Annotated in this window: 16 protein-coding genes; 8 read left to right on the top strand and 8 right to left on the bottom strand. The window is 46.9% G+C overall.

Annotation, left to right across the window (positions count from 1 at the left end; genetic code table 11):
* Positions 1-92 precede the first annotated feature (92 nt).
* Genes GJS45_RS03510 through GJS45_RS24035 form a run of 4 tightly spaced genes read left to right on the top strand, consistent with a single transcriptional unit; the run spans position 93 to position 2359 of the window.
* Positions 93-938 carry a sulfurtransferase gene (locus GJS45_RS03510; protein WP_162340082.1) on the top strand — a complete coding sequence of 282 codons (846 nt, stop codon included), beginning with the start codon at positions 93-95 and terminating at the stop codon, positions 936-938.
* Entirely contained in the window at positions 931-1722 is a 792-nt protein-coding gene (locus GJS45_RS03505) for a HipA family kinase (RefSeq protein ID WP_162340081.1), read from the top strand. Before GJS45_RS03510 ends, GJS45_RS03505 begins: the two co-directional genes overlap by 8 nt.
* On the top strand, positions 1700-2083 hold the full coding sequence (locus GJS45_RS03500) for a DUF3037 domain-containing protein (RefSeq protein ID WP_162340080.1): 384 nt from the start codon (positions 1700-1702) through the stop codon (positions 2081-2083). The genes GJS45_RS03505 and GJS45_RS03500 overlap by 23 nt, the downstream gene beginning before the upstream one ends.
* Positions 2084-2143: 60 nt before the next feature.
* Complete coding sequence (locus GJS45_RS24035; RefSeq protein WP_162340467.1) at positions 2144-2359, top strand: serine hydrolase; 216 nt, start codon at positions 2144-2146, stop codon at positions 2357-2359.
* Positions 2360-2448: 89 nt separating this feature from the next.
* Here the strand turns inward: GJS45_RS24035 and rbsK are convergent, their stop codons facing one another.
* From rbsK to GJS45_RS03480, 3 genes are all read right to left on the bottom strand, one after another.
* Entirely contained in the window at positions 2449-3381 is a 933-nt protein-coding gene (gene rbsK / locus GJS45_RS03490; protein ID WP_162340079.1) for a ribokinase, read from the bottom strand.
* A gap of 232 nt (positions 3382-3613) precedes the next feature.
* On the bottom strand, positions 3614-4351 hold the full coding sequence (gene ric / locus GJS45_RS03485) for an iron-sulfur cluster repair di-iron protein (RefSeq protein ID WP_162340078.1): 738 nt from the start codon (positions 4349-4351) through the stop codon (positions 3614-3616).
* An 83-nt stretch (positions 4352-4434) separates the two neighbouring features.
* Positions 4435-4824 carry a DUF2784 domain-containing protein gene (locus tag GJS45_RS03480; protein WP_235954576.1) on the bottom strand — a complete coding sequence of 130 codons (390 nt, stop codon included), beginning with the start codon at positions 4822-4824 and terminating at the stop codon, positions 4435-4437.
* A 36-nt stretch (positions 4825-4860) separates the two neighbouring features.
* Here GJS45_RS03480 and GJS45_RS03475 point away from each other — a divergent pair, with 36 nt between their 5' ends.
* The 3 genes from GJS45_RS03475 (at position 4861) to GJS45_RS03465 (ending at position 9371) form a co-directional block, all read left to right on the top strand.
* The gene (locus tag GJS45_RS03475) at positions 4861-7398 is read left to right on the top strand and encodes a TonB-dependent receptor (protein ID WP_235954575.1); all 2538 of its coding nucleotides are present in this window, start codon (positions 4861-4863) and stop codon (positions 7396-7398) included.
* Positions 7399-7610: 212 nt separating this feature from the next.
* The gene (locus GJS45_RS03470; protein ID WP_162340076.1) at positions 7611-8606 is read left to right on the top strand and encodes a sensor histidine kinase; all 996 of its coding nucleotides are present in this window, start codon (positions 7611-7613) and stop codon (positions 8604-8606) included.
* A 6-nt stretch (positions 8607-8612) separates the two neighbouring features.
* Complete coding sequence (locus GJS45_RS03465) at positions 8613-9371, top strand: LytR/AlgR family response regulator transcription factor (protein ID WP_162340075.1); 759 nt, start codon at positions 8613-8615, stop codon at positions 9369-9371.
* A 276-nt stretch (positions 9372-9647) separates the two neighbouring features.
* On the opposite strand, the gene GJS45_RS03460 is transcribed toward GJS45_RS03465, so the two are convergent.
* From GJS45_RS03460 to lpxK, 5 genes are all read right to left on the bottom strand, one after another.
* Positions 9648-11342: a GMC oxidoreductase gene (locus tag GJS45_RS03460; RefSeq protein WP_162340074.1), complete on the bottom strand. Its 1695-nt coding sequence runs from the start codon at positions 11340-11342 to the stop codon at positions 9648-9650.
* 10 nt (positions 11343-11352) lie between these two features.
* The gene (locus tag GJS45_RS03455; protein ID WP_162340073.1) at positions 11353-12597 is read right to left on the bottom strand and encodes an ABC transporter permease; all 1245 of its coding nucleotides are present in this window, start codon (positions 12595-12597) and stop codon (positions 11353-11355) included.
* 114 nt (positions 12598-12711) lie between these two features.
* Entirely contained in the window at positions 12712-13323 is a 612-nt protein-coding gene (miaE, locus tag GJS45_RS03450) for a tRNA-(ms[2]io[6]A)-hydroxylase (protein WP_202928024.1), read from the bottom strand.
* Between the two features lie 8 nt (positions 13324-13331).
* Complete coding sequence (locus GJS45_RS03445) at positions 13332-15245, bottom strand: putative porin (RefSeq protein ID WP_162340072.1); 1914 nt, start codon at positions 15243-15245, stop codon at positions 13332-13334.
* Positions 15238-16305: a tetraacyldisaccharide 4'-kinase gene (gene lpxK / locus GJS45_RS03440; RefSeq protein ID WP_162340071.1), complete on the bottom strand. Its 1068-nt coding sequence runs from the start codon at positions 16303-16305 to the stop codon at positions 15238-15240. The genes GJS45_RS03445 and lpxK overlap by 8 nt, the downstream gene beginning before the upstream one ends.
* 44 nt (positions 16306-16349) lie before the next feature.
* Here lpxK and GJS45_RS03435 point away from each other — a divergent pair, with 44 nt between their 5' ends.
* Positions 16350-17450 (top strand): Nif3-like dinuclear metal center hexameric protein, encoded by a 1101-nt coding sequence (locus GJS45_RS03435; protein WP_162340070.1) that lies wholly within the window; start codon positions 16350-16352, stop codon positions 17448-17450.
* Positions 17451-17453: the final 3 nt, after the last annotated feature.

The following is a 17453-nucleotide window of genomic DNA, read 5'->3' as shown; positions in this document are numbered from 1 at the left end:
TTAGTTAATTTGCTGGTGCTAATCCGGATTTATATGTTTTAGCTTTTATCTTTGGTCAACGATTCATTGACAACCATCAAACGACCTAAAACATGAAGTCCGAATTGACCCCGCTAATTCCTGCTACTAATTTACTCAAACTAAAGAATGATCCGTCCCTGGTGCTGATTGATGCCGGATTTGGAAAAGAAAAATACCTTCAAAAGCATCTTTCAGGTGCCCTCTATGTAGACTTAAATCGCGATTTGTCGTTGATTAAGGAAGATCCAGCCGAAGGAGGCAGGCATCCCCTGCCCGATCCGCTGGGATTTGGTAAGACCCTTGGCAACTTGGGAATTACCCCGGAAAGCCGGGTAGTTGTTTACGATGACAAACAAGGAGCCATGTCAGCAGCCCGGTTTTGGTGGATGCTGAAGGCAATGGGGCATCAACTCGTTCAGGTACTGGATGGCGGTCTACAAGCCGCCGAAGCGGCGGGCTATCCCATAAGTACCGGTGAGGAATCGGCTACTCCTACTGCCCCCTACCCTGCTAGCGAATGGCAATTGCCTTTGGCAGATTTAGAAGAGGTTGCCCAAAAAGCGAAAGACCCGGTCTACAAGGTGATCGATGTACGGGAAACGGTCCGTTATTTGGGAGAAACGGAACCCATTGATTTGATAGCCGGCCATATTCCCGGAGCGATCAACGTTCCTTTTGGAGAAAACCTGGATTCAAATGGTCATTTTTTACCCGCAGAAACCTTGAAAAAGAACTATTTGGAGCTGCTGGCCGCAGGTCCTGCGGAAAATACCCTTGTTCACTGTGGTTCGGGAGTGACAGCCTGCCATACACTACTTGCGCTGGCACATGCAGGGCTAGCCATCCCCAAATTATATATCGGTTCCTGGAGTGAATGGTCCCGAAATAACCGGCCGGTGGCCACAGGAAATGAATAAGTTAGACCTCCGGTTGGTTCATGTCATGCAATACAAGATGCCCCTGCGGGAAGGCGGCTCATTACCCGCCCTGGCCCTGGCAGATGATGCGTTTACTTATGTGGTGAAATTTCGGGGTGCCGGGCAGCGTGAAAAGGCCCTGTTAGCAGAATTGCTGGGAGGGGAAATTGCGCGTTTGCTGGGTTTTAAGGTACCGGAATTGGTCTTTGCCCGGCTGGACCCTGCCTTTGGGCAAACGGAAGGAGATGAAGAAATTCAGGATTTACTAAAAAGTAGCCAGGGTCTGAACCTGGGACTCCACTTTTTATCAGCCGCCGTCAATTTTGATCCGGCGGCAGTATCCGTTTCCGCAGAACTGGCCTCTGGCATCGTATGGCTGGATGCGTTTATTACGAATGTAGACCGCTCGTTCCGCAATACCAACATGCTGATGTGGCACCGCGAATTGTGGCTAATTGATCATGGGGCATCGTTTATCTTTCACCACACCTGGGACAAGTGGGAAAAACATGCCAAAAGTCCTTTCCCTTTGATCAAAGACCATGTATTATTGCCCGGTGCAGAAAAGCTGGAAGAAGTGGATGCAGCCTTCAAACAGATCCTTTCCCCGGAATCACTTTGGCGAATCGTTAACTCGCTGCCGGAGGAGTGGCTGGAAGCCATGGGTGAACCAGGCACGGTAGAAATATGGAAACAAGTCTATCTGGATTTTCTATTGCTCCGTTTGAAACATTCTGAAACATTTGTAACCCAAGCCCAAGATGCCAGAAAAGCACTTGTATGAATATGCCATCATCCGGGTAGTTCCCCGGGTAGAGCGGGAGGAATTTATCAATGTGGGTGTAATCCTGTGCTGCATACAACAACAATTTTTAAAGTGCGCCACAACGCTTAATGAATCAAAACTGAAAGCCCTGGATCCCGAAGCCGATCCGGAGACAATTAGCGATCACCTGGACGCTTTTTCTCAGGTGTGCCAGGGTAAAAAAGGACTCAGCCCCATCGCTACTAAAAGCGTTGCGTCCCGGTTCCGCTGGCTGACAGCGGTTAGGAGTTCCATAATTCAAACCTCCCGGCCACACCCTGGTCTTTCTCACAACCTGGAAGAAACCTTTGAAAATCTATTTAAGGCCTATGTTGGCTAAACCTGTATAAAAAACGGAATTGGATCAGGTGGATCTTTACGATGAAAATAATCATGAAACATAGACCGAATTTTCTGCGCTGCATTTTTACCTGAAAAGCTGGAAGTAGCGCATAAAACCGGAACCCTCGACTATGTCAGGGGCGATGCCGGGATCATTTTTGGGAGGCGGCCATTAGTCATTTCTGTTTTTGTTGAGGACTTTCGTGACCTTTCCGAAGCAGAGAAAATCATCGCTAAAATCGGGAAGCTAGCCTATGAAACGTATGGAAAGTAGCTGATTTGTATCGTAGAAGCCCCTTATATCAAGTTGGTAAGCTACTGTAACGAGCATTGCTAATTTTTGGGAACAAGAAATTCTGAATCTTAGGGGATATCTTCTTTAAAAAAGCTTTTGACCTGATGCAAATCCGGAATCGAAGACTGCGCCCCGTATTTGGTTACCGACAGTGCCGCGGCCTGGTTGGCGAAAATTACGGCATCCTTCCAGTCCATTCCTGCACAACGTCCGGCGACTACTGCCCCAATGAACGTGTCTCCCGCAGCGGTACTATCCACCGCATTGACTTCCGGAGCGGGCAGGCTTCCGGTAAAACCGGGAGATGAAAGAAAAGCCCCGGCAGCCCCAAGGGTAATCACCACTACTTCCACTCCTTTTTCGTGAAAAAACGCTGCAGCATGTACTGCTGTATCCTCATTCGTTACTCCAATTCCGGTTAAAAACCTGGTTTCTGCCTGATTGGGAATAATGGCATGGAGAGCGGCATACATTTCCTCAGGTAAGTGAAAAGCAGGTGCCGGATTTAAAATCAATTTTTTTCCGTTATTCCCGTATTTTTCAACAATAAAAGACACAGTGTCCAAAGGAATTTCCAGTTGCATCAGGATAAATTCTGCCGATTCCAAAAGTCCTGCGTGTTCCGATACCTGCGCTGTACTCAGGGCGTTATTGGCCCCACTGGCCACGAGAATCGTGTTTTCGCCAGCAGCATCCACGGTGATTTGAGCGACACCGGAAGGTAACAGCTTATCCTGGACCACCCCCTGAACATCCAACCCCTCATTTTTAAAATTTTCCAAACGTTGATCACCAAATAAATCGCTTCCTAATCTGGCAACTAACGCAACATCTCCCCCTAATCTAACGGCTGCTATGGCCTGGTTGGCCCCTTTTCCTCCAGGAAGAACCTTGAAATCTTTCCCTAGGAGCGTCTCTCCCGGGACCGGAAACCGGTCTACCTGGATAATCATATCGGTATTGGAACTCCCAACCACCACAATTTTTCGATTTTGCCCCATACGATGGATTCGTCAGTCAGAAAATGAATGTAAAAATTACAAAGGCAGCCCGGCTGTTGGAATCAAATGGCCTCCCATTTCCTGCATCCGGCCATGCCCCAAATTGGCAAAGCGTATTCAGGATTAAAGCTAAAACAAATCTTCCTAAATCCCAGCTTAAAAACGGTTCCTTTCCTGAAGCCCCTAAAAAAAAGCCCGAAAATTTCGGGCTTTGGTCGGTTTCGTGGACTTATTAATTCAACTCCGATGTAGCGGGCATTAATTCTTTATACAGGTTACGGGCAGCGGGGAAAAGAATGTTATTTTCCAAATGTATGTGTACATGCAGGTCCTTTTCAAAGTCATCTAACATGGCGAATGCTACTTTGTATGTTTGGCAAGCATCCGCAGGTGGGGTGTACCCCTGACTGAGGGTCGAAATGGCTACAAAGCGCTCTCCTTCTGCTGCGTGATCATCTTCCATCATGGAAATGGGATTGTCTATATGACCAAAATAAGGTTTCGGTAAATCGATCCGCTCGTTTTTCGCCTTTTCCATGGATTGAATAAACGGGAAAAGGATCAGTTCTTCTTTTTTCATATGCACCGTCAGGGCGGCTGCCGCTGCTGAAAATAACTGATTGATTTTAGCCAACTCCGGATGTAGCTCACCATGTACTTTTTCGATCTTTTCTAGATATAACGTTAAGGAGGGTAAGGTCTCTTCCACGTATCGATGATGCTTTTCCAAAATATGGTTAATCAGTTCTACCGGTTTCATTTGGGAAAATCGGAGATCTTTTGAACGGCTGTCCAAGCCTTCGAGTTTCCGCAACAAATCTGCTTCATCTAAGCCTTTTTTCTGACAGGCTTCGGAAATACTAATGCCTCCGCCGCAGCAAAAATCCAACCCGTACTCCGTAAAAATTTTTGCTGTTCTGAAATCCCGGGCGACAATTGTTCCTATTTTTTCTGCTTTTAACTGCTCCATTGTGTGTCTATTTTAAGCCTATGTTTGTCTTTCTATTGGGCAAAGATAATAAAAATTCTAATAAAAGATATTTTTATCTTTTATTACCATTCCTTTTTTACTTCCTTGAGTCGCTTTCGGAAATTTACCCACAGCGAAAGCAGAAACGCCATAAGTGTAACTAACAGGGTGGACACTTCGATGAGTGTAGCAGCTGGCTGTATCCCCAAAAGCCGGTGTAAAAGATAGCTGATATACGAATTTGGTAAATCCCTCACGCCACGGCGGTGAAGGATTTCCCAATGCCAGTCCGTAAGCGGGCAATATCCCCATCCATACCAAATGCCCAGCAAAAACCAGGAGGCCAGCGTCAGGGAAATACTGTACAAGTGCCATTTTCGGGTAGATCTACCCATCCACCCCAGCAAATTGAATAGAATTAAGGAGGTGTGAAATATCAAAAGCGCGTAATCAGCAATTACCAACCAGTTCATAAACAGAAGCATTATCCTGTAATCAGGCATTTTCAAATGAAAAACCTTTTATCGTTTAGAAATCGGGATCAGAAATTCATCCGATTAATTTACGCATTCATCTCCAACTTAAGCGGTTCTGTCCTGATTGATTTTCACCAATCCCAAACGGAGGCTTGCTTTGCAGGTATGTTAACCTATACCACAAACGACATGAGACAACGAATAATTTTACTGACAATGCTAATCAGCCTATCCGCCTGGGCACAGGCACAGGAAACCGCATCGTATACGCAAACGGTCCGAGGCAGGGTTTTGGACAAGGTGAGTCAATCTCCTCTGCCAGGAGCTTCGGTAAGCATACCGGATACGGATCCCTTGATCGGAACTGCCACTGATCTGGATGGGGGGTTTATCTTGCAAAAAGTCCCAGCGGGGAGGGCAACAATCCAAGTTAGCTATTTAGGCTACGAGTCCACCACTTTACGTGCAATACCCATTACCAGTGGGAAAGAGGTGGTGCTCACCATTCAATTGCAGGAGAATCTGGAACAGATGGAGGAAGTGGTCGTCCGCGCTACCGGTGATTCCCGTGAAGCCGGGAATGAAATGGCAACGGTTTCGGCCAGGGGATTTGACATGGAGGCAACCAACCGCTTTGCTGGTAGCAGAAATGACCCGGCCCGCATGGCTCAGAACTTTGCCGGGGTAAGTGGTGCCAATGACTCCCGGAACGACATCATCATCCGTGGTAATTCACCTACTGGCGTGCTATGGAGACTGGAGGGAGTGGACATTCCCAATCCCAACCATTTTGGGGCCATGGGAACTACCGGAGGTCCGGTAAGCATCCTGAACAGCAATTTATTGGAAAAGAGTGATTTTATCACGGGTGCTTTTCCTGCGGCCTATGGAAATGCCACGGCCGGAGTTTTTGATCTAAACCTACGTAAAGGCAATGCCTATCGCAGGGAGCACCTGGTGCAAATGGGGTTCAATGGATTGGAACTCGGTACCGAGGGTCCACTAGGCGGGGATAAGGGTGCATCCTACCTGCTTAATTACAGGTACTCTACCATTGCCATGATGCAGGAAGTGGGTTTTTCTGCCGGTACAGGGAATGCCGTACCTTATTATCAGGATTTTTCCATGAAAGTGGATATCCCAACCGAAAAAATGGGACGATTCTCCCTGTTTGCCCTAGGTGGCAAAAGTAACATTGACCTGCTTGGATCGGAAACGGACAGCAGCACTACGGATTTATACTCTGAAATGTCCCAAAACATCTACAACCGGGCAAAAATGGGCGTGATTGGCATCAACCACACGCAGTATTATGACCCCCAGACCTTTGCTGTGATGACACTGTCCGCTGACCATAGTTTTTCAGGAAACCGGGTGGATTCATTGAGTATGGAAAACCGGGAAGCCGTACCGCTTTTCCGCAATCATTACGGTTTGAGCAAAATCAGGGCTCAATATGAGCTGCATCGAAAAGTGGACAACAAAAACAATTTTCGTGCGGGTATCAATTACGACTACCTAGACTTCAATCTACGGGATAGCCTTTACCAGGCCGATGAAAACCGTTTTCGGAATTTGAGAAATGAATCTGGTAATTCCGGTTTGTTCCAATCCCATTTGCAATGGCAACACCGGTTCAACCAGCGATTAAAAGCCAACGCCGGTATACATTACCAGCATTTTATCTTGAATAATTCCCAACAGGTAGAGCCCCGGATCGGTCTTTCCTTTGAACAAAACGAACGGAATACCTTTAGTCTGGGCTATGGACTGCACAGCCAATTGCAGCCACTACCCATTTACTTTCTGGAATCCGAGATCCCTTTTCAGGAGCCTGTACGAACGAACAAAAACCTGGACTTCAGCAAATCTCATCACTTTGTCGCCGGATACCGGTATCAACTAAGTCCGGATGTTCACCTAAAATCCGAGATTTACTACCAACATCTATTTGGAATCGCGGTAGAGGAAAACCCCAGCAGTTTTTCCATGCTGAATGCAGGTGCGGATTTTGGGATTCCGGATGTGGACAGCCTTACCAATAGGGGCCGGGGGAGAAATTACGGACTGGAATTGACCCTGGAAAAACAATTTAGCGGAGGCTCCTATTTTCTGTTCACCACATCCCTATTTGATTCCAAATACCGGGGCAGTGATGGACAGTGGCGAAACACTGCCTTCAACAGCCAATACGTGCTGAATGGGTTGCTGGGCAAAGAATGGCAGATAGGAAGTCCTAACCGTATCTTATCCCTGGATTTCAAAATTACCTTTGCAGGCGGACAATACATCACTCCGATCGATTTGGAGCGCAGTATCATGGAAAACCAGACCGTCTATCAGGAAGAGCGGGCCTATTCGGTAAAAAACCCCGATTATTTCCGGTCCGATCTAAAAATAAATTACCGGGTGAATAAGAAAAACCTGACACACGAATGGTCACTGGACATACAAAACCTGACCAATCACCAAAATTTATTTCGGCAGACCTATAATCCCATTTCCGAATCTGTTGTGAACAGTTATCAGTTGGGGATTTTCCCGATTCCCCAATACCGGCTTACCTTTTAACCCGGATTATGCATTAGTAATCGTAATGAGAGCTGAAACTGCAAGAAAATCAGGCTGTTTGGAGATTGAGGCATAGCATCGCTATGGTGAAATCGAAAACAGCAGCGTAGCGGCTGATTTTGAAGCAGTTTAAGTTCGTAATAGATAGGCTAATGCATATTTCGGGTTTAACCAATAGCTTTGATTATATTGTCAGTAAAGCTACCTGTAAAATGAAGATAAAAGCTCCCTTTGACCGATACCTATTGATGCTGGGCCTGGCCCTTCTCCTAGCTAATCTCAGGACGGAAGGGCATTTCTGGCACCAGTTTATAGCAAACATTCTATTCACCTTTGTTTACTGGGAAGGAAATTACCAGTTGGTGGGATGGGTCAGGGAGCGATTTCCACTTATGCAACAAACCAGAAAACGAATCGTTACCCAAACCGGGCTATCCATAGGGTACACCATTCTTGGCGGAACAACAGTAACTTTACTATTAGATTTGTTTGGCTGGGCACCCTACGAATGGGATTATCATTTGCGCGTCCTGCTGATGGGCTTGTTTATCACCGCTATCATTGCCATTGTGTATGAGACCATTTTCTATTTTGACCTCTGGAAATCCTCTTTACTGGAAAGTGAACGGTTAAAGAAAACAGCAGCCCGTTTGCAATTTGAAAGCCTCAAAAACCAGGTGAACCCCCACTTCCTGTTTAACAGCCTGAACAGCCTGGCTTCTCTGATTCCCGTGGATCCGGTAAAGGCAGAAAAATTCGTGCAGGAATTTGCGCGGATTTACCGGTATGTGCTGGAAGTGAAAGACCGGAATTTTGTTTCTCTCCGGGAGGAAATGGACTTTGTATCTTCGTTTGTCTACCTCCTTAAAATCCGGTTTGGTGAGCACCTGAAGTTTGAGCAGCAACTGGAAAAACACCTGGACCGATACCATATTCCACCACTGATTTTGCAAAACCTGGTGGAAAATGCTATCAAGCACAACGTTATTCTGAAAGACCGTCCCCTGGTCATCCGTCTTGAGATACAAAATGACACTTTATTGGTGCGCAATAATCTCCAAAAAAGGAGTTACCCTGCCGCTTCCACCCAAACGGGTCTGCGGAATATGGTGCAGCGGCTACAGTTGGTCGCAAACAAAGACGCTAAATTTTATGAAAAAGAGGGGTATTTCTGTGCTGAAATTCCCTTGATCCCAGAATCTGATTAAGCCACCATGTACACCACCTTACTTGTAGAAGATGAAAAGTTGGCGGCGGACCGCTTGGAACGAATGCTGCAACAGATCGCTCCGGATATCCGGGTGCAGGCGAAAGTTGATTCGGTAAGTGCCGCAGTAGCTTTTCTAAAAAATCAGCAACCCGAACTTATCTTTCTGGACATTCACCTGGCAGATGGCTCCGGATTTGAGATTTTTGATCAGGTGCGGGTGAACTGCCCGGTCATCTTTACGACCGCATACGACGAATACGCGCTGCGGGCGTTTCAGGTCAATGGCATTGCCTACCTGCTAAAGCCCATCGGACAAGATGCGTTGGCAGCGAGCCTGCAAAAGTTAAAAGCCATACAGGCTTCCGGGACGCAGGTAGCCTCCCTGGATGCCCTGCTGGCCCAAATCCGAAAGGGAGAATCGCCCTACCGAAAGCGTTTTTTGGTTGCGTATGGCAATACGATCAAGTCCATCGGTATATCGGAGGTGGCCTACTTTTTTGCCGAAAACAAGGCGGTATACCTGGTAGAAAAAACGGGCGGTAAATACGTGCTGGACGAAACGCTGGATCAGCTATCGGAGGGACTGGACCCGGAGGTATTTTTCCGGGTAAACCGAAGCTTTATGGTACAGGTAGATGCCATCCGTCAGATGCATGCCTATTCCCGCAGCCGGATCAAGCTGGACCTGGAGCCAGCCTGTAGCAAAGAATGTATCAGCAGCTCGGAGAAAACGGCGGAATTTAAGGGTTGGTTGGGGAGGTGATTTCCTAATTACATGGGTAATATCCGCCAAACACCGGCAGCATACTGCGGTTCGCTAATCAGGCAACCTTTGTCGGGCCTATCTCGCCAATTAAAAGAATATTCGATCGATTTTGGTGATTTTTTTTAATTAAATTCTTAACTTTTTCCATATATCCGAAACTTTCAAAAAAGTGAATACAGTATTTATGAATGCGCTCGTCAGTACACACTGAAACTGCCTTTTCGAAATTCAACAGACCGAACCTATCCACTTCGTGAAGGGCAACTAACTAGGTTAGCTGCTCAAGTCCCCCCGCTTCAACGCCCCAACTGCGTGGTCCACTGCCCTGGCCGTAAAGGCCATATAGGTAAGGCTGGGGTTTTGGGTGCCGGTGGAAGTCATGGATGCCCCATCGGTGACATAGACATTTGGGCAGGCATGCATTTGATGAAACCTACCCAGAAGAGAGGTTTTGGGATCTTTACCCATCCGTACGCCACCCATTTCGTGGATATCCAATCCCGGAGCCTGCCGGCTATCATTTTGACGAATATTTTTGCAGCCTGCACTTTCCAGCATTTCGGCACCTTGATCCAAAAAGTCCCGAAGGCTCTTTTCATCGTTATCATCATACCCCACATCCACGCGCAACTGGGGCATTCCCCACTCATCTTTTTGATTTTCATCCAGGTAAACCCTATTGCTCCGTTTTGGAATGGTTTCTCCCTGCATCATCATGTATACCCCCCAAGGCCCGGCTTCCGAGTTGGCCTCTTTAAAATCCGGGCCGAATTCCTCGTTTCGGGCACCGCCCCAACCGCCCCTGCCAGCAGAGTAAAAACTCATGTATCCTCGCAAAAAGTCCATCTCTTGCTTTTTGACGTTTCTGAAATTCGGCAACATCACCGCAGTGGGTCGCCTTCCATAATAATAGGAATCCAAATGGCCTTCCATGCTGGCTGAAAGGGAACCCCGATAATTATGAAAGGCAATGTGGGTGCCCAACAAGCCATTGTCATTGCCCAACCCATCCGGAAAACGGTCGGATTTGGAGTTCAATAAAATCAAGTTGGAGTTCAATGCGGAGGCGTTTACAAAAATTACCTTGGCGAAGTATTCGGTTGTTTCCTTGGTAAGCGCATCGACAACCCGCACTCCAGTCACCTTTCCCCTGGCATCGTCGTAAATCAACGAATGTACCACCGAATGGGGTCTGAGCGTCAGGTTTCCCGTAGCAGCGGCAGCCGGCAAGGTAGAGGCATTGGAGCTGAAATAGGCCCCAAAGGGACATCCCCGCTGGCAAAGGCTTCTGGCCATGCATTGCCCCCTACCCTGAGCGGTGTGATGGGCCTGGGGTTCTGTAAGGTGCGCACAGCGCCCAATAACAAATTTTCGGTCAGGATAGGCTTCCAGGATTCGCTCCTGAACCAGCTTTTCCACTTTATTCATTTCCCAGGGCGGTAAAAACTCCCCGTCAGGCAGCGTGTCTAACCCGTCTTTATTGCCACTTACCCCAATAAATTTTTCCACATAGCTGTACCAGGGCGCCACATCCTCATAGCGTATCGGCCAATCCACGGCAAAACCATCCCTTCCAGGCCCTTCAAAATCAAAAGGACTCCAGCGCTGTACCTGTCTTGCCCACAAAAGGGATTTACCTCCTACCTGATACCCTCTGATCCAATCAAACGGTTTATCCTGAATGTAGGGGTGCTCCTTATCCTTTACAAAAAAATGGTCTGCATCATCTCTAAATGCGTAACAACGAGAAACCACGGGGTTTTCTTTCCGCAACTCCAACGGCAATTGCCCTCGCAAGGGAAACTCCCAAGGCGGGGTATGCATGGTGGGATAATCCTCCCTATGAGTCACTTGCCGTCCCCTCTCCAATACCAAGGTCTTTAATCCTTTTTCACAAAGCTCCTTTGCCGCCCAACCTCCGCTAATGCCGGAGCCAATGACGATGGCATCGTATGTATTCGCTTTCATATTCATTTTTCTATTCGTACCGTAACGATTCAATCGGATCCAGACGGCTGGCTTTGTACGCGGGCAAAAGACCGGAAAACAAGCCCACCACAATGCACACCACAAAAGCAAAAACAATCCAAACCCAGGGAATGAGAAAACCACCTGGTCCTACGGTATTTCCTACCAGGTTCCCAATACCAATGCCCATCAGGACACCTAAGATCCCTCCCAACACACAAATCACGATGGCCTCGATCAGAAACTGTTGCCGGATTCGTTTAGGGGTCGCCCCCATTGCCTTTCGAATGCCTATTTCGCGTGTCCTTTCCGTCACGGAAACCAGCATGATATTCATCAACCCTATGGCTGCCCCCAACAGGGTAATGAACCCAATCCCAAACCCTCCGATTCGGAGAAAGCCCGCAATCTCCTCCAAACTTTCTCCCAGCGTCTGGGACTTGACCACCTCAAAGGAATCTTCCATACCAATGCCATCCTCCCGGATGGAACGCATGACCCCAGTAGCCTGGCCCATCTCGTATTCCAGCTTAAGGGGGTCTTGCCCAGCCACTGTGATCGTATACCGAAAGGTCCCCCTTTGATCCAGGTTTCGCGCATTCAGAATGGGTATGACAATAGCCCTATCCGGACCGGTATCGCCTCCAACACCCCCCTGTCGCTCCATGATCCCTACAATGGTATAGCGCCTTCCATAGAACGTAACATGTTTATTTATGGGGTTTTCTCCCTCGTCAAAAAGCGTTTTCTGAATTTCAGTACCAATAATACAAACATTGTTGCCATACTCAATTTCCACATTACTGAAATTCCGCCCTTCCTCCAGTGCGATTCCCTTGATTAAAAAATAATTTTCATCTCCTCCGATAATCCGGCTATTTGGATTGGTTTTTTTGGATCTCCTTGAAACCTCGGCAGAACCTGTGACCGTAGTAGTGATGGTAGAAATGCCATTTTGACTATACTTTTCCTTGAAAGCTGATGCTTCTCTGTAGGAAATATTGGGGTAATTTTTGGGGGCCACACCGGAGCTGGTCGCCCTTCCACCTGAAAACCCCCGGCTTCTGACATCAAAATTATTCGCCCCAAATCCGGAAAGACTTTCCTCAATCTGCGCCTTCATGGCATCAATGGCCGTCAACATGCCCACCAGTGAGGTGATACCGATGGCGATAATCAAGCCTGTCAGAATCGTCCGTAACAGGTTCATTCTGACGGACCGGAAAGCCTCCCGGATATTTTCTATCAAATCCATGTTTTGTCTGTATAAGGGCAAAAGAATTTTTCTGAACGAACTATTTTGATAATATTAATCATAAATCAAGTCTGGGCAAAGAATTTCAGAAATTTTAACGGTATTTTATGGACCTTAATGCATGCGGTCCCCTCTGACTTCCAGCGAATTCATAACTTCCTTTTCATAATCAAGCCATTCCTTCCATCGCCGTTCCACCTTATCAGGATCCTGATAGGTCTTGGCCAACTGGATAAAATTCACATAATGCCCCGCTTCCGAAACCATTAGATCATAATAGAATTGTTTCAACTCCTCATCCTGTAAATTTCTGGAAAGCAATTTAAAGCGTTCACAGGACCTGGCTTCGATCAATGCGTTCATTAAAAGGTGTTCGGTAAGCTGATACGTTCTGCTGCCTCCTTTATGAATAAACCCTTGCAATTGTACCACATATTCATCTTTCCGCGGATGTCCAAAACGGTACCCTCGCTTACGGATTTGGTGCATTACCGCTTCGAAATGCGCCCATTCTTCCGCTACCACGGGGCTAAGTACATCCACCATGGTATCAAACTCGGGGAATTTTATGATCAGGGAGATGCAGGACGAGGCTGCCTTTTGCTCACAATAAGCGTGGTCCACCAAAATAGCCTCCAAACTGATTTTAGCAATATCTACCCAGCGCGGGTCCGTAGGCAATTGCAGGTGCAACATTTTGCTTTTCGTAGATTCTTTCCAGTCCATACTAACGGTTAATCAAAGAAATACCAACTAATCCCCAAATCCAGCATGTTTTTTAATCCGGTATACCCGGGGGTAACAAAGTACCCGTCGTTTTCCATAAAACCGGCATTCAGGTGATTGTACCGGAATAACACACGCGTGCGGTTGATCCGAAAATTAAGAAAGGCATCGGCCACCGGGTAGGCATACACATTGAAGTCGTCCTGTAGGTAGAACTGCTGAGTGGCTGGCATGTAGGCCGGAGCAAGGTTATCCGACCGGTACCTTCCTTCCAGTCCGATTTGTACAAAAATATTTTCGTCAAATAAAGGGCCGTCGAAGTATATACGGGAATTGATAAACAATTCGGGGATTCTGAATTTATCTGCAGCTCCTCCCGTGATGAGCGTATAACGCGCTTCGGATACCCAATGAAATCGTTTCCCAACAACAAAGTGGCTGTTTAATCCGGGAATAACCATAAATGCCTGTGACGCTGCCTGCTCGGGTACCTGTTCTTCGTTATAAAACACGTAGTTATTGATCCTGTTTATGGTCAGGTTGGGTCTGAGACTCATGTCGCCTACATTAACCTTGATTGTTCCCTGAATCTGATCCACTCCGATATTGGAGAAGTCATTGTCCCAGCGGTAGTGATTGCCCCGGTATTTTTCCTGAGCCAGTGTAGGTTTGTACAGGGCCTTGGTATACCGGACATCCAGGTAGGGGGAGATAAACAAACCGGTGAGCCGGTAACCATCAGGGATCAGGTACTCCCCTTCGGCTTCAAAAACCCAGTTTTCATTGATCTCCCCTCTTAAAGCTCCCCCCAGGTATAACTCGGTAAAGGAGTTGTTATAAGAAAAAAAGCGACTGGCCATTCTGCCGGTTCTGAATTTCAAATAGGCATTGTAATAAACAGGACCTAAATCCCCCTTGAATCCAAATTCATTTTTCCATTCCGAAAAATGATTGTGGTTATTGGTCGTATCCCGTTTACTGAATACCAGGGTGGTATCCGAGGAATTGAAGCGGTTTTCATTAAAAAAATCGGCATCTGATGTTTCCAGATCGGAAAAAAACCTCACTTCTTGTTTTTTCTTATCGAATACATGGTAGGCCTGCCAGCCCTTCACTATCTCGTATTGCTGATAAAGATGGTATTCCTGCCGTAAATCCTTGGCTCTGGAGTTTCGTAGCCAGACTTTGGAGTCTTCATAGGTAAAATAAAGGGAAGTCGTATCCACCTCAGGCGGAATGATTCCCCCCTGTTCGTTCACGTTGTGCTCCATCCGGGTAAAATTAGCCAGCAACCTGTACTTGCCATTAGGGGAGGAATAATTCGTATGTATCTCGTAGGAGTCGTTAACCACATTATTATCGTCCCTTCGGGTCGGGTTTAGGGTTTTCCGTGCCCGGATCGTGCGGTAAGCAATGCCAACATTCCAGTTCGGACGGATGTTTCGCACAAATTCCACATCCAGCTGGTTGCGATTGCCACCACCGAAAAACGCAGCAATGTGCGTGTGAGGTGACTTGGTATCAAAATAACGGATGCTGTCCGAAGAATTATGGTAAAGATCGTATGCCTCAAAACCGGAGGTTCTTCCAATCTGTTGGGGCACATCGTAAAAAACCGGTCTGGCGGCAGTGCCCAGATTTCCCAGGTCCTGGTATTTGTACCAGGTGTCGGCAACGGGTTCGTAATTGTGAAAACCCGTCAGCGAGGTGTCCAGTTCTATTTTCTCAAACCGGTTGTTCCGGACAAATTTCTCATAGAAGTAAAGGGAAGTATTGGGGCCGTAGACCATTTTAGTAGAGTCGTCCAGCAATCCTCTCCTAGCCCCCTCTCCTTCCTCCTCATCTTGTTGCTGGGAAAATGCCGCCGGACTCCAAGCCAACAAAGCGATCCACATTGCCAAAAAATAACCTCTCTTACGCATCACCACCAAATTGTTTTTCTTTTATCAAATGGGCTACCTGATGTATTAATTGTTCCGCATCCTGCGGGTCCATCCGCACCTCTACAGGCATGACAAAGATAGGGAGTTCATCGATTACCGGCTCAAATTTTCTGTTCTTCAATTTTACCGCATCTTTTTCGGTGGTCAAAATAGCAGGCTGGTATTTTTGGTATTTATCGTAAACAGCCCGAATACCCTCCAGGTCTTTTAAGCGATACCGGTGGTGATCAGGAAACGACATCACTTCCAATACGCTGTGGTTTTTGGAAAGTTCTTCCACCAGGGGATTGGGGTCAACAATACCGGTAACTACAATCAGGTTTTTTGGCAGTTCCTCCGCTTTCGAGGTCAGGGGGTAAGCCATTCCGTAAGTCAAACCAGCAAAATATATCGGCACTTCCGCTCGCGTAAATTCACGCAACCTGGAAACGTATCTTTCCATTTGTTCTGGAGATACCGGTAAGGGGCATTTGGTGACCACTACCACATCTGCCCGTACCGCATTCGCAGGACTTTCCCTGAGCCTTCCCAGGGGCATCAAACGGTCAGAAAAAAAGGGTTCGGAATAGGTAGTAAGCAATATCCGCATGTCTGGTTCCAGGTAGCGATGCTGGTAGGCATCGTCCAACAAAATGGCTTGAATATCTCCACCTGTAGCCAGGATCATGGGTATGGCCAGGATCCGCTCCTCCCCTACGGCTACTTTTACGTTCTCCTTAAATTTGGAGTAAATCTGCAAGGGCTCGTCTCCAATCGCTTCAGGGCCGGTGCTATCATCCGCCAAAATAAATCCACGGGTTTTTCGTCCATAACCCCGGCTCAGGACCGCCAATCTGTATTGGGAAGAAAGGTGGCGGAGTAGAAATTCAACGAAAGGAGTCTTGCCTGTACCGCCTACGGCCAGGTTTCCTACCACCAAAGTAGGGACTTCAAAAACCTGACTTTTTTTTATCCCCAGATCAAACAGCCTGTTTCTGAATGCAGTAGCCGCCCCATAGATGCAGGCAAAAGGATACAGCAATAATTCAGAAAAGCGCATTGTGGATTTTTTTGTAATTTTGATTGAAAAACAAAAGCAAATATATGGTTTATTTGATTAAGCATGTCATATCTCATTTGGAATCCATTGCTCCACCTGTATATCAGGAAAATTACGACAATTCCGGACTGATAACCGGTGACCGGGATGCCGAAGTGTCTGGGATATTGTGCAGTCTGGACGTAACCGAAGCAGTGGTAGCGGAAGCGATAGCGAAAGGTTGTAATCTCATCGTGGCGCATCACCCTATTGTTTTCAAGGGATTAAAAACGCTAACTGGAAAAAACTATGTAGAGCGAACGGTCATATTGGCCATAAAAAATGACATTGCCATCTACGCCATCCATACCAACCTGGATGTAGTTTATCAGGGCGTAAATCAAAAAATAGCCCAAAAAATCGGGTTGCAGCAAACACGAATCTTAGACCCAAAAAAGGGTGTCTTGACTAAGCTCACGACCTTCATTCCGAAAGAAAATGCAGATGAGGTCCTAAATGCCCTGTACCAGGCCGGAGCGGGGACAATCGGGGAATATGCCCATTGTAGTTTTCAAATCCAGGGAAAAGGTACGTTTTTGCCGCTAGATGGTGCTGACCCTCACCTGGGAGTCCGGGGAGAAGAGGCAAGCGTGGATGAGGTTCGGGTAGAGCTCATGTTTCCGGAATATCTCCGGACGGGTATCATTCGTGCTCTAAAGGAAGCCCACCCGTACGAGGAGGTGGCTTATTACCTCCAATCCCTCGAAAATGAGCACCAAGAAGTAGGTTCTGGAATGGTAGGCATGCTTCCCGAACCTATGGACGGAAAATCTTTTTTACTACACCTAAAAGCGGCAATGGGGCTGGAAATTCTCAAACATACTGCCATTTTAGATAAAAAGGTGCAGCGGATAGCCATTTGCGGAGGGGCAGGAATATTTCTGCTGGGATCTGCTATGAAAACAGGTGCTGATGTATTTATCACGGCTGATATTAAGTACCACGAATTTTTCGACGCTGACCGAAAGCTTCTCCTGGTGGATATCGGACATTACGAAAGTGAAATTTACACAAAAGAACTATTAAAAGATTTATTGTCGCAAAAATTTAGTAATATTGCAACCTATTTGACAAATTTAGTTACCAATCCGATAAGTTACCTTTAGTAC

The organism is Cyclobacterium salsum (assembly GCF_010119245.1).
GTDB classification, from domain to species: domain Bacteria; phylum Bacteroidota; class Bacteroidia; order Cytophagales; family Cyclobacteriaceae; genus Cyclobacterium; species Cyclobacterium salsum.
The sequence above is the reverse complement of the archived record's forward strand: the minus strand, read 5'-3'. Positions and strand labels throughout refer to the sequence as shown.